The organism is Nitrosospira sp. Is2, assembly GCF_033095785.1.
GTDB lineage: Bacteria > Pseudomonadota > Gammaproteobacteria > Burkholderiales > Nitrosomonadaceae > Nitrosospira.
Map to the genome: position 1 here is coordinate 2,625,996 of NZ_CP137134.1, position 12,731 is coordinate 2,638,726.

Genomic DNA, 12,731 nt, shown 5'->3' on the forward strand with positions numbered 1-12,731 from the left:
TTCACGCACTCCATAGAATTTCGGCAGACCACACGGTATAAAACAGCAGAGATAGAATGACCAATATCTGTAACGTCAGGCGCACACCGGTAGCGTGAACATAATCCATGAGAATATTGCGCACCCCGATCCACGCGTGCCAGAAGAGACTGACAAGAAAAAGGAAGGAAGCAATGCGCATCCATTGGTTACTGAATATCGCCTTCCACTCCGCGTAACCCTGTGGTGGGGAAATGAGCAGCACCCCCATCAGGCACAGGATAAAGATTGCCATCACCACTGCCGTAACGCGCTGCGCCAGCCAGTCGCGCAGCCCGTAATTCGCCCCGGTTGTCAGACGCGCCGTGCGCTTCACCATATTGATATCCCGATGAGGAGGGTGATCGCGATGCCAGTCACCAGGACAATTTTACTGGTGAGGCGGGCGTGCTGGAGTTCGATTCCGTAATGAAGATCAAGCGCAAGGAAACGTATGCCGGCGCAGAAATGATGTACGAAGAACCACAATGAAAGCAGTAAGCCAACCTTGGCCAGCGGGCCAGTTAAAATTGATTGCAGTTGAGCATACTTCTCAGGAGAGCTCAGTGCCATTTGCAGGCCGCAGAGAAGGGCAGGGATACCCGGGAAGTATAGTAGCGCGCCGCTTATGCGGTGCAGGAGCGAAACCACGGCCGGCGTCGGCTGCTTGATTTGAAGCAGGTTAAGATACTTGGGCTGGTTTTTCCGCAATTTTTGGTTTCCCTGGCTTCCACTTGGGGCTGGTTAAGTTTAGACGGTAATATCGGGCGATACAACCGAGCTGAGCTAAAACGCAGTCCATTCAATCCTGCGCCGAGAGCATTACGGAATACTGACGTGATGGTAATTTGACAGTGAAGATGAATGTTTTTATAGTCCGGTTCATTTGCCGCTAGCGAACATCGTCTCAAGCGTGAAAATGACGGATGAAGTCGAGGCCCATTCTGCCGGTTGAAAATTGATATGTGTTGCGGTTGAACGCCGGCCACCCGGATACCACCCTGAATTTTCTGTAGCGGCAATCTCCTACAGGAGCGCAAGAATGCATAACCCCGTTCGCGTCGCAATTACGGGCGCCGCTGGTCAGATCGGATATAGCCTGTTGTTCCGTATTGCGGCAGGGGAAATGCTCGGCAAAGATCAACCCGTGATCCTGCAATTGCTTGACATACCCCAATTGCTGCCCTCGCTCACGGGTGTGATGATGGAGTTGGAAGACTGCGCTTTTCCGCTGTTAACCGGCGTCACGATAACGGATGATCCCAAAATCGCGTTTCGCGATGCGGGAATCGCCTTATTGGTAGGCGCCCGGCCACGCTCCAAAGATATGGAGCGCAAGGATTTGCTGGAGGCGAATGGCGCCATATTCAGTGCTCAGGGCAGGGCTCTGGATGAATCCGCCCAAAGGGATGTCAAGGTACTGATCGTGGGTAATCCGGCGAACACAAACGCGTACATTGCCATGAAAAATGCGCCCGGCCTGAAGCCCGGCAATTTTTCTGCAATGATGCGACTGGACCACAATCGCGCGTTGTGGCAGTTGGCGGCGAAAGCGGGTCGCACGGTTTCGAGTGTAAGAAAGATGATTGTTTGGGGCAACCACTCTTCGACGCAGTACCCCGATCTGAATCATGCGGAGGTTGATGGAGCCAAAGCGGTAGATCTCATCCGCGACCCTGAATGGATCGAAAGTTACTTCATTCCTGTGGTGCAGAATCGCGGTACCGACGTTATCAGGATGCGGGGTTCATCGAGCGCAGCCAGCGCCGCGAACGCCGCAATCGAACATGTCCACGACTGGGTTTTCGGCACGCGGGAGAACGACTGGGTATCCATGGCCGTTCCTTCCGATGGGAGCTACGGCATTCCCGAGGGCGTCATGTATGGTTTTCCTGTGATATGCCGAGGCGGCCTGTGCTCAGTCGTGCCTGATCTGGAAATTAGCCCGTTCAGCCGCGAAAAAATGGAGATTACTTATCGGGAGCTAGTGGAAGAGCGCGATTCCGTAAGGCACTTATTCTGACCAAATTTCTTCCAGCGCTCCAGTCAATTCTCGTCAATGATCCCATCCGCAGGTTCCCGTTTTCGCGCCGCGCTTAACGAGGAAAGACCTCTACAGGTGGCTGGCTGTATCAATGCCTACACAGCGCTCATGGCGGCGCGCACCGGCTTTAAGGCGATATATCTTTCCGGCGGTGGTGTGTCGGCGGCATCTCTGGGTATTCCCGATCTGGGTATTTCCACCCTGGATGATGTGCTGACCGATGTACGCCGGATTACGGACGCCACGGATTTGCCATTGCTGGTGGATGCGGATACCGGCTTCGGCGGTAGCGCTTTCAATATCGCTCGGACGGTAAAATCCCTGATTAAGTCTGGCGCCGGTGCAATGCATATTGAGGATCAGGTGCAGGCCAAGCGGTGCGGTCATCGACCTGGCAAAACGCTTGTCACCGAGTCGGAAATGGTGGATCGTATCAGGGCGGCGGTGGATGCCAGAAGCGATCCCGGGTTTGTAATCATGGCACGGACGGATGCGCTTGCGGTGGAAGGGTTGGAACCGGCCCTCGACCGCGCCCGAGCCTATGTGGAGGCAGGCGCGGACATGGTCTTTCCCGAAGCGATCACCGAACTTCATATGTACCGCAAGTTTGCCGCCGCGGTGAAAGTGCCCATCCTTGCCAACGTTACGGAGTTCGGCGTGACGCCTCTTTATACCGTCGAGGAGTTGGCAGAAGGAAAAGTTTCCCTCGTTCTCTACCCGCTTTCGGCGTTTCGCGCCATGAGTGCTGCCGCGCTTAATGTGTACCGGACCATACGCCACGAAGGCTCGCAGAAAAATTTGATCGCTAATATGCAAACTCGTGCCGAGCTATACGATTTTCTTGATTACCATGCCTACGAGGAGAAACTGAATACGCTTTTTTCGGCCGGTTCGGATTTGCCTGGAGAACCCGAGAATGAATAAGGCTATTGAAAATACCCCCGCCAGAGTTAAGAAGTCCGTGGTGCTCTCGGGGGTGGTAGCGGGCAATACGGCCATTTGCACCGTCGGCAGAACCGGTAACGATCTTCACTACCGCGGCTATGACATTCTGGACATGGCCGGCAACTGTGAGTTCGAAGAGATTGCCTATCTGCTGGTGCATGAGAAACTGCCTACGCTGGCTGAGCTGACTGCGTATAAGGAGAAACTCAAAGGCATGCGCGAAGTGCCCAGCGGTGTTAAAACTGTTCTGGAAACGATTCCGGTAACCGCTCATCCGATGGATGTTCTGCGCACGGGCGTTTCCACACTCGGCACCATGCTGCCGGAAGCGGAGAACCATTCCATCGAAGGCGCCCGCGAACTGGCCGACAGGTTGCTGGCGTGTCTTGGCTCAATGCTGCTGTACTGGTACCACTATTCTCACCATCATCGCCGCATCGACCTCGTGGCTGATGATGATTCCATCGGGGGGCACTTTCTGCACCTGCTGCACGGCGAGCCCCCGCCCGAGTCATGGGTGAGAGCGATGCAAACCTCTTTGGTGCTTTACGCCGAGCATGAGTTTAATGCCTCCACCTTTACCGCGCGCGTAATTGCCAGCACCGGCTCGGACTTCTATTCTGCAATTACCGGCGCCATTGGCGCATTGCGCGGGCCCAAGCATGGGGGAGCGAATGAGGCCGCGTTCGATATCCAGACGCGCTATGACAATCCGGACGATGCTGAGGCAGACATTCTCCGCCGCGTGGCGAACAAGGAAATCATTATCGGATTTGGCCACCCCGTCTACACCCTCGCCGATCCTCGCAACCGGGTCATCCGTGAGGTGGCGAGGAAGCTGTCGATGGAGGCGGGAGACGGGAAAATGTTCGATATTGCGGCAAGGCTGGAGACCGTAATGTGGAACGTCAAAAAAATGTTTCCCAATCTCGACTGGTTTTCCGCCGTGAGCTATCACACGATGGGCGTCCCGACAGGCATGTTCACGCCCCTGTTCGCCATCGCGCGGACCAGCGGCTGGGCCGCGCATATCATAGAGCAACGCGTCGACAACAAGATTATCCGGCCGTCGGCGAACTACATTGGGCCGGAGGAGCGGGAATTCATACCGATTGCAGCGCGCAATAGCGGAGCAGCGTAGAGCGGTCGAATATACGAATTGCAGCAAAACAACGCTGGCGTTTCCTCCTGGGTTCCCCTCCAGTCATGTACGCTGGCAGGCAACATGGCCCATCAGGCATAACGTAGAGTTACATTGCCGGTGGCCTTTCAAAATATTGCCTTGGTGCGGCGCCGAGGCAGGCAAGAATACTCGCCCATTTAATCAGCATGAGCGCCAGCAGAAGATGATTCGGGACAGGAGGATGCCCCGTTGGTGCTCTTAATGATGGGGTCAGCGCGAAGTGCTTATTGATCTGGTTGGGGTACGACCTGGAGCCAGCCGCCGGGGCAATTCCTGACATAAGGATAATACCCCTCCGGGTCGTGGCAATAATGCCAGTAATAGCCGGCAGGGGCTCGGGGCTGGGGTGGGCTCACCTGTTGTTGCTGAATATATACAGGAGGTGGCGACGGTTCCACGACTACCGGGGGGTAGCTGGAACCATAGCTATAGTAAGGCCCAAACCCATACCAGGGCGTAAATCCGTAGCGTGGCGGATATCCATCGTAAGGAAAATAAGGCACTCTGCCGTAATACCCCGACCCATGACCGCCTAGAAATCCCAATCCAAATGCGAGTCCGGAATGAGACTGGCTCCACGCTATTGCCGGGGTGACCAAAATCGACCCGAGCAGAACGAGCGCAATGAAAATTCGAGCGTTATTCATTCGGGACCGCGCTCCTGGGCGGCTAAACCTCAGGTGATCGATTTGCCGTTTCATATTTGACTCGGACCTGAACGGCAGCATCATTTCTTTTATCTAATATAGCGCATTCGTTGCGACTCGTTATGTCATCCTTATTACACCACCGCTACAATTCCTGTTTCCGATTTCCGCTTTAACAGAATACGATAATCGTTCCAACGACTCTCCAATAATACGAAACATGAGCGCCCGTATGCCTGATACCCATGCCCAGCCTGATCAATTGTTGTCGGATATCGCCGACTACGTCATCAATTGGGAAATTGGGAGCGACCTGGCCTATGCCACAGCACGTTACTGTTTAATGGATTCGCTGGGTTGCGCGATGCAAGCGCTTACTTACCCCGCGTGTGTCCGGCTGCTGGGGCCGATCGTGCCCGGCACGACGGTCCCCTGCGGCGCTAGAATTCCCGGCACCCACTTCACGCTCGATCCGGTGCAGGCAGCATTCGATATCGGCACAATGATCCGCTGGCTGGATTTCAACGATACCTGGCTGGCTGCCGAGTGGGGCCATCCATCTGACAATCTGGGCGGTATCCTGGCCGCTGCCGATTGGCATTCGCGCAAGGCAGTGATGGAGGGAAAAGAGCCGCTCGCGATGCATGAGGTCCTTACGGCCATGATCAAGGCTCATGAAATACAAGGCTGCCTTGCTCTGGAAAACAGTTTCAACAAGGTGGGGCTGGACCATGTGGTACTGGTGAAGGTCGCCTCGGTTGCAGTGGTAACGCATTTGCTCGGGGGCAGCCATAGCCAGATAATGGACGCGCTTTCACAGGCATGGGTGGACGGGCAAGCGTTGCGCACTTATCGCCACGCGCCGAATACCGGTTCGCGCAAATCCTGGGCCGCGGGCGATGCCACCAGCCGGGCGGTATGGCTTGCGCTCATCACGTTGAAAGGGGAGATGGGTTACCCCACGGCGCTGACCGCGAAAACCTGGGGATTTTACGATGTATTGTTCCAGGGAAAGTCATTCCGTCTCCAGCGGCCAGTCGCGGAATGGGGGTCGTACGTGATGGAAAACATCTTGTTCAAGGTTTCCTTTCCTGCGGAATTTCACGCGCAAACGGCCGCGGAGTGTGCAATGCAGCTTCATGGCCAGGTAAAGGACCGCATCGCCGCTATTAGCAGCGTCACTATCCGCACTCATGAAGCGGCCATTCGTATTATCGATAAGAAAGGCAGGCTCAACAATTTTGCTGACCGCGATCACTGCATTCAATACATTGTTGCGGTATCGCTTATTTTTGGCCGGCTCACTGCAGACGACTACGAGGACGCGGTGGCTGCTGACCCGCGCATCGACGAGCTGCGCGAAAAAATAACGTGTATCGAAGATCCCAAATTTACCCAGGATTATTACGATCCGGAAAAACGTTCCATTGCCAACGGTCTCACGGTCACATTCAAGGATGGCAGGAGCCTGGACGAAGTAGTGGTCGAATACCCGATCGGTCACAGATTGCGACGCAGAGAGGGTATCCCATTTCTGGAAGACAAATTTAGCGTAAACCTTGCGCGTCTCTTTCCCAAGGGACGTCAACAATCAATAATCAACCTTTGCCTGGATCAAAAAAAACTGGAGTCAACACCAGTGAACGAGTTTGTTGATATGTTCGTGGTTTAAGGGGAACGCTCTCCAACCCCAAGGCCAACCCCAAGGGAAACAATCTGGCCCGGCCTGTGCTCGCTTCCTTCCGCGTCGCTACACTTATTATCAGCGGCGTTTTTATCCATCAATATTTTCAGCGCTGTGAGTCTCAGCTTCCAGGATGTGGCCTCCGCGGGGTCTGTCGACAAGGCGGCCACCAGCTGTTGCACCCCATCGATGTTGTTTGCATCGCAGGCGGACAGGAAGTAATGCAGTTCTTCACTGGCCGAGAGGCCGGAACGTCGTACAAAGTAGGGGTAGTCTTCCCGCAGGTGAGACGCGAGCAAAGCCGCGTCTATCCACTGCTTTAGCTGGGCGTAGCTGAAGCAGGTGCGGACGGCAAGGTCCACGGCGTCGGCATTGCTTAAATTTTCGACGTTGTCGAAGCCTTCTCGTTCCAATCTCAATTCATGCGAATAGCTCATGCCCGCCAGCATGGAAAGCGGTAACGCGCGATATCCATCACCCGGAATGATATTCTTCATGACCTTGAGTGCAACACGCTCAAGGGCGAGGGAGGCACGTTTCGGATAGAAACCAAAGAAGAACGCCACAATCGGAAGCAGGCTCAGGTTCGCCGGTAGCGCGGCTTCCATGCCCGGGGATTGGTCCTGCTTATCTTCCGGTTCGGAAGCAGGACTGGACGCGGAGGGAGCTTCTGCCGGGCCGCCGTTGGCCGTAGCGACGTTGCGCGTGACGGATGGGACATCGCCAGGAAGGACAAAGTCGTAGGCAAAGGAGAGCACCAGGGCCAGTATGCTGGCCACGATCATGCGTATCGCACCATCCACAAATGTGTGGGACGTCAAATCCATGGTGAAGTAAGCGCGAACGACGGAGCCAACAAAATAGACATAAGCGCCCAGAAATCCGAACTGAAATGCGATCTGGTTGCGAATGAGATGGGAATAATATGCGTCGGGATTTTTTTCATACAGTTCGGCGAACGGTCCCATGATCAACATATTCGCGCCGAGACCGAAATCCACGCCCGTGCCGCCATCGACCGAGACGGGCTTAAACAGCAGAAGGATCGATGTGCCGAGCAGAACCACCGTTGTCGTCAGCCAGACACTTCCCCGGTAACTGCTGAACGAAGCACGCCGCCCCATCCTTCTGCGGACCTCGGCACGTCGCTCAGGCGGTACCTCATTCTGGAGCCGGCGCTCTTTGCGGTTCGCCATCGCCTGAATATAGCTGAGTGCAAGCGATGGCACCACCAGAACCGTTAGCAATGCCATGACAAGGTTATATTGGAAGAATACCGGATCAAACCAATGTGCAATGGCGCGGAAGTCACGGTGTATGACGCCATCGGCCGGGCTGGGGCCCAGTGCGGACTCAATGCCGAGGCCGATGAAAAAGAGCGCAGGTACCGCAAATACCGCCCAGTCGTACCATGGCATGTCGTATTTCTTCATCTCGTTTTGATCCATGCTCTCCCCGTTAGCTTGTTGGGCCCTCTGCTCCGGCCAAGGCTGCGGTGGCCACTTCACTCCAAAAGGCGAGGTGATTGAAGGGCCGCCTAGATCGGGCATCAGGCAAAGCGATGCTCCAGCCGATACCTTCCAGGTGATCCGCGCGCACGGCACCGCGAAATTTCCCCCATTTCGCGGAGCTCAGCGGCACCATTCCGTCATTGTCTTCGGGGATGATGCGCCCATAGGGGCGGAGCCAGAATGGGAGCTCATCAATTGCGCGGAAGCTTGCATAGGAGCAGTAGTCAACATCTTCGCGGTTTGGGATCGGCATCGCTGCACGCGCGTCGGGCGTTAACTCCCCCAGCCCGGGCTTTCCGATGTGCCGAATCCAGGCTGGAATAGGTCCCGACGCTTTAAGGAACCACGTGGCCAGAGGCGTTCCCCGGTGCGGCGTTGCAACGGTGAGCAGGCTCTTGACACGTCGGTCGGGATCGAGATGGGTGATCATATATCGCGCATCCAGTCCCCCCATGCTATGTCCCACTAAAGCAAAGGCAGGCGCATCGGTGCGGAACAGCCTTCGAGCAAGCACCTCTGCGCGCATGGCTATGGAACCCGCAGACGGCACCTCGGGTATGAGCGCATGGATGTCCGCACGAAGCAGCATCTTTCGGACTCCGCGAAAATACTCGATGGGACCCCAATGTGAGAAGCCAAGGAAACCGTGCACCAGGACCAGCGTGGGAGGCACCATTACACATGCTCATCAAGAAATTGACCAGGACGGCGTGCTCTCGTGCAAAAATTGAAAAGTCACGCATCTACCACTTTAAGGCATTACATGTTGTTCATATTACACGATTTTTTAAATCATACGGAAATTATGCTGCGAACATTTCGGCTGCCTATATTCTGCCGCGCCTTGTTTTACCGCAGCCTCGGGAGCGAATAATTTTCCGCCAATGGGTAGAGATGTGGCTTAACCGGACTATAATTTAACCACTTGCCAATGGCTAAGCCAGTCGCTGATCGGCGATGACTCGAACGAAGTGAAGATAACTTGCAACATCGAAGGTAAGACCGCGCTTGTGACCGGCGCGAATAGGGGAATCGGCAAGGCGATTGTCGAGGCGTTCCTGCGTCGCGGTGTGGCGAAAATCTATGCGGCAGTACGCAATCCAGCTTCTGCTAACGCCCTCAGCGAGCGCTATGGGGAGAGGTTGACAGTTGTTCAATTTGATCTGTCTAAACCCGAAACGATCATGGCAGCAGCCCACAGGGCGAGGGATGTTGAAGTAGTGGTTAACAATGCTGCTGTTTTCAAGGCCCATACGCCATTTGACCCTGACGCTATAGATGCGATTGAGCTTGGCATGCAAATCAATGTATACGGGCTCATGCGGGTGGCTCAAGCTTTTGCGCCCATTCTCAAGAAAAATGGAGGAGGAGCATTCGTACAGATGAACTCAATCGCATCGTTGAAATGCGCTCCCGATTTTGCGACACACTCCGCGACCAAGGCGGCGAGCTACTCAATCACCCAGGCGCTACGTGAGTTGCTGAGTCAGCAGGGCACTGCGGTACTGAGCGTGCACCCTGGTCTCATTGCGACCGATATGAGCGGTGCCGCAGCCCTGCAGGGAATTGCCGAGCCTCCTTTGGTTGTCGCCGAAGGGATAATTGCTGCACTGGAATCGGGTATATTTCATCTTTTTCCGGACGCCATGGCCAAACGTATTGGCAGCGCGTATCAGAGTTTTGCCAGCAGTGTGATTGAAGCAGAGCTTGCAGAATATAAAAAAGCTCACTAAAACCATTACCTGGCATTGATTGAAAGAAAGCTCTTAGTTCATTCAGAACCCCCAACGTTAAACGGTTCGGATGAGCCTGTCGAATGGGGTCCTTGCCAATATCTCGGGAGCATCCATGATCCAGAATTCATTCAGCACGTTGAAAGAAATCCCTCTTTCGCCCGGCAAACACGCCAGATACTATTCCTTGCCTGCGCTCGAGGCGTCCGGGGTGGGGACAGTTTCACGGTTGCCAGTCTCCATTCGTATTGTGCTTGAATCGGTTTTGCGCAATTACGATGGGAAAAAAATTACTGAGGCTCATGTAAGACGGCTCGCAAACTGGCAGCCCAACGCGCCGCGGGTGGATGAGATTCCTTTTGTGGTGTCGCGCATCGTATTGCAAGACTTCACCGGCGTGCCGCTCCTTGTCGATCTCGCTGCGATGCGCAGCGTTGCAAAAAGAATGGAAAGGAATCCCAAGCTGATCGAGCCCCTTGTACCGGTTGACCTGGTCGTTGACCACTCGGTGCAGGTCGATTACTACGGTAATAGCGAGGCCCTTCGCCTTAATATGGAAATGGAATTTCGCCGCAACAGTGAGCGGTATCAGTTCATAAAATGGGGTATGCAGGCATTCGATACGTTCAAGGTCGTTCCGCCAGGTATCGGAATAGTGCACCAAGTCAATCTGGAGTACCTTGCGCGTGGGGTTTATCAGAAAGATGGCCTGGTGTACCCCGACACCCTGGTCGGAACAGACTCCCACACTACGATGATTAACGCGATCGGGGTGGTGGGGTGGGGAGTTGGCGGGATCGAGGCAGAAGCGGGGATGCTCGGTCAGCCGGTTTACTTTTTAACACCGGATGTTGTTGGTGTGAACCTCACCGGTAGACTGCGTAGTGGCGTCACGGCAACTGATCTGGTGCTCACCGTGACCGAAATGCTGCGAAAGTCCCATGTGGTGGGTACGTTTGTGGAGTTTTTCGGGGAAGGGACCGCCTCGCTCACCGTCCCGGATCGTGCCACCATCGCGAATATGGCGCCTGAGTATGGCGCCACCATGGGTTTCTTTCCCGTGGATGACCGTACTATCGAATATTTTCGGGGAACGGGGCGTGATGAAGACGAAATCGCCGCCTTTCAATCCTACTTCAAGGCTCAGGAATTGTACGGCATTCCTTTTAAGGGACAAATCGACTACTCGCGTGAACTGGAGCTTGATTTGGGCACGGTCTCGCCCTCACTGGCCGGTCCTAGGCGTCCACAGGACCGCATTGAACTCGCCGACGTCAAATCCAGGTTTATCGAGCTTTTCAGCAAGCCGGTTACACAAAGTGGCTATGGAAGAAACGTGACGGACCTAAACCAGCGCTATTCGGTGCGTGACTGTAATGAGAGTTCCGCAGCAAGTGAGTCTGTAGCCAGTAGCTTGAATCAGGATAAAGCGACGGTGAGGCCGGGAGCGGAAAGAAACATCACAGAGATGGTCAACAATCGCCCGATTCTCGATCAGGTGGAAACGCCCGTTTGCTTTAAGAACGGTCCGGTCGATTTAGGGCATGGAGATGTTCTGATTGCGGCGATTACATCCTGTACCAACACCTCGAACCCCAGTGTGCTCCTCGCGGCCGGGTTGCTGGCCAAGAAAGCAGTGGAAAAAGGGCTGACAGTAAAACGCCATATAAAAACTTCATTGGCACCCGGGTCGCGAGTAGTGACGGAATATCTTAGCGCGACCGGTTTGATGCCTTACCTCGAAAAACTCGGTTTTGACCTGGCAGGCTACGGTTGCACAACTTGCATAGGTAATTCCGGGCCGCTGTCAGAACCAATCGAGGAGGCCGTGGTGGCGAATGATGTAGTGTGCGCCGCCGTGCTGTCGGGAAACCGAAATTTCGAGGCGCGGATCCACCCCAGTATTCGCGCAAATTTCCTCGCCTCGCCCCCACTGGTCGTGGCGTATGCTATCGCCGGCTCGATGCGGAAAGACTTGACGGCGGAGCCGCTGGGTTTCGACCAAGGCGGCAGCCCCGTCTGGTTGTCTGATATATGGCCGAGCCAGGAAGAGATCCAGGGATTAATGAAATTCGCCGCGAATGCCGAAACATTCCGGCGACTCTACAGCAACCTTACTAAGGATCATCCGCTATGGAACGAAGTGTCATCGGTCGCCGGAGAGATTTACAACTGGCCCACATCGACCTACATTGCTGAGCCCCCGTTCTTCCAGGATTTCTCCATGCGGCCGGCTCAACTTCGCGCGATCGTCAATGCGCGCGTTCTGGGGATTTTTGGCGATTCAGTGACGACCGATCATATCAGTCCCGCAGGTGCAATCAAGGAGACTTCGCCTGCTGGTCAATATCTGCTTGCGCACGGCGTATCCAAGTCGGATTTCAACAGCTACGGCGCGCGACGCGGTAACCACGAGGTGATGATGCGCGGGACGTTCGCCAATGTGCGTATCAAAAATCTGATGATACCCGGCAGCGAAGGCGGAATTACCATGCATCAGCCGGATGGTGAGCAGATGAGTATTTACGATGCAGCCATGAAATATATTGCGGAAGGAGTGACCACACTGGTATTCGGCGGGGAAGAATATGGCACCGGCTCCAGCCGGGACTGGGCTGCGAAAGGAACACAGTTGCTCGGTGTCAAGGCAGTGATTACACGGAGCTTTGAGCGCATCCACCGCAGCAACCTCGTCGGAATGGGCGTAATGCCATTGCAGTTCAAGGGCGATGACAGCGTTCAATCATTGGGGATCAGGGGCGATGAGCAATTCGATCTCCTGGGCTTGGAAGCCATCCGCCCACAGCAGAACGTCACGCTCGTCATCCGGAACCCGGACGGTTCCCGCCGCGAAATTGAGTTGTTATGCCGTATCGATACGGCTATAGAGGTGGACTATTACCTTCATGGCGGTATCCTGCCATATGTCCTTAGAGAACTCATGAGTGTGAATCAGAACTGATCGC

Annotated in this window: 11 protein-coding genes; 6 read left to right on the forward strand and 5 right to left on the reverse strand. The window is 54.8% G+C overall.

All coding sequences use genetic code 11. The annotated features are described in order from the left end of the window. Position 1: 1 nt before the first annotated feature. Together sdhD and sdhC are read right to left on the reverse strand one after the other, a co-directional pair. The gene (gene sdhD / locus R5L00_RS11560; protein ID WP_107694335.1) at positions 2 to 358 is read right to left on the reverse strand and encodes a succinate dehydrogenase, hydrophobic membrane anchor protein; all 357 of its coding nucleotides are present in this window, start codon (positions 356 to 358) and stop codon (positions 2 to 4) included. Then, a complete protein-coding gene (sdhC, locus tag R5L00_RS11565) occupies positions 352 to 729 on the reverse strand; it encodes a succinate dehydrogenase, cytochrome b556 subunit (protein ID WP_107694334.1) in 378 nt (125 codons plus the stop codon). The genes sdhD and sdhC overlap by 7 nt, the downstream gene beginning before the upstream one ends. A gap of 331 nt (positions 730 to 1,060) precedes the next feature. On the opposite strand from sdhC, the gene R5L00_RS11570 reads away from it, so the two are divergent. From R5L00_RS11570 to prpC, 3 genes are read left to right on the forward strand one after another with little or no spacing between them, the layout of a single operon-like run. After that, positions 1,061 to 2,041, forward strand: coding sequence for a malate dehydrogenase (locus R5L00_RS11570; protein ID WP_317651807.1), 981 nt, complete (start codon positions 1,061 to 1,063; stop codon positions 2,039 to 2,041). 36 nt (positions 2,042 to 2,077) lie between these two features. Then, on the forward strand, positions 2,078 to 2,986 hold the full coding sequence (prpB, locus tag R5L00_RS11575; RefSeq protein WP_317651809.1) for a methylisocitrate lyase: 909 nt from the start codon (positions 2,078 to 2,080) through the stop codon (positions 2,984 to 2,986). Further along, positions 2,979 to 4,148: a 2-methylcitrate synthase gene (gene prpC / locus R5L00_RS11580; RefSeq protein WP_317651811.1), complete on the forward strand. Its 1,170-nt coding sequence runs from the start codon at positions 2,979 to 2,981 to the stop codon at positions 4,146 to 4,148. Before prpB ends, prpC begins: the two co-directional genes overlap by 8 nt. A 266-nt stretch (positions 4,149 to 4,414) precedes the next feature. Here prpC and R5L00_RS11585 read toward each other — a convergent pair whose 3' ends face one another. Continuing rightward, complete coding sequence (locus tag R5L00_RS11585) at positions 4,415 to 4,837, reverse strand: hypothetical protein (RefSeq protein ID WP_317651813.1); 423 nt, start codon at positions 4,835 to 4,837, stop codon at positions 4,415 to 4,417. 220 nt (positions 4,838 to 5,057) lie between these two features. On the opposite strand from R5L00_RS11585, the gene R5L00_RS11590 reads away from it, so the two are divergent. Next, positions 5,058 to 6,509 carry a bifunctional 2-methylcitrate dehydratase/aconitate hydratase gene (locus R5L00_RS11590; protein ID WP_317651815.1) on the forward strand — a complete coding sequence of 484 codons (1,452 nt, stop codon included), beginning with the start codon at positions 5,058 to 5,060 and terminating at the stop codon, positions 6,507 to 6,509. On the opposite strand, the gene R5L00_RS11595 is transcribed toward R5L00_RS11590, so the two are convergent. Both R5L00_RS11595 and R5L00_RS11600 read right to left on the reverse strand, forming a co-directional pair. Then, positions 6,506 to 7,969: a hypothetical protein gene (locus tag R5L00_RS11595; RefSeq protein ID WP_317651817.1), complete on the reverse strand. Its 1,464-nt coding sequence runs from the start codon at positions 7,967 to 7,969 to the stop codon at positions 6,506 to 6,508. The genes R5L00_RS11590 and R5L00_RS11595 overlap by 4 nt on opposite strands. A gap of 10 nt (positions 7,970 to 7,979) precedes the next feature. Beyond that, positions 7,980 to 8,708, reverse strand: a complete 729-nt coding sequence (locus tag R5L00_RS11600) for an esterase/lipase family protein (protein WP_107694328.1) — start codon at positions 8,706 to 8,708, stop codon at positions 7,980 to 7,982. A gap of 295 nt (positions 8,709 to 9,003) precedes the next feature. Here R5L00_RS11600 and R5L00_RS11605 point away from each other — a divergent pair, with 295 nt between their 5' ends. Both R5L00_RS11605 and R5L00_RS11610 read left to right on the forward strand, forming a co-directional pair. Next, entirely contained in the window at positions 9,004 to 9,765 is a 762-nt protein-coding gene (locus tag R5L00_RS11605) for an SDR family oxidoreductase (protein ID WP_317651821.1), read from the forward strand. A 115-nt stretch (positions 9,766 to 9,880) separates the two neighbouring features. Next, positions 9,881 to 12,727, forward strand: coding sequence for an aconitate hydratase (locus R5L00_RS11610; protein ID WP_317651822.1), 2,847 nt, complete (start codon positions 9,881 to 9,883; stop codon positions 12,725 to 12,727). Positions 12,728 to 12,731: the final 4 nt, after the last annotated feature.

What these genes read in the sequence shown, in the direction of transcription:
- sdhD (WP_107694335.1), bottom strand. Translation starts at nt 358, where the DNA reads ATGGTGAAGCGCACGGCGCGTCTGACAACCGGGGCGAATTACGGGCTG.
- R5L00_RS11570 (WP_317651807.1), top strand. Translation starts at nt 1,061, where the DNA reads ATGCATAACCCCGTTCGCGTCGCAATTACGGGCGCCGCTGGTCAGATC.
- prpB (WP_317651809.1), top strand. Translation starts at nt 2,078, where the DNA reads ATGATCCCATCCGCAGGTTCCCGTTTTCGCGCCGCGCTTAACGAGGAA.
- prpC (WP_317651811.1), top strand. Translation starts at nt 2,979, where the DNA reads ATGAATAAGGCTATTGAAAATACCCCCGCCAGAGTTAAGAAGTCCGTG.
- R5L00_RS11585 (WP_317651813.1), bottom strand. Translation starts at nt 4,837, where the DNA reads ATGAATAACGCTCGAATTTTCATTGCGCTCGTTCTGCTCGGGTCGATT.
- R5L00_RS11590 (WP_317651815.1), top strand. Translation starts at nt 5,058, where the DNA reads ATGAGCGCCCGTATGCCTGATACCCATGCCCAGCCTGATCAATTGTTG.
- R5L00_RS11595 (WP_317651817.1), bottom strand. Translation starts at nt 7,969, where the DNA reads ATGGATCAAAACGAGATGAAGAAATACGACATGCCATGGTACGACTGG.
- R5L00_RS11600 (WP_107694328.1), bottom strand. Translation starts at nt 8,708, where the DNA reads ATGGTGCCTCCCACGCTGGTCCTGGTGCACGGTTTCCTTGGCTTCTCA.
- R5L00_RS11610 (WP_317651822.1), top strand. Translation starts at nt 9,881, where the DNA reads ATGATCCAGAATTCATTCAGCACGTTGAAAGAAATCCCTCTTTCGCCC.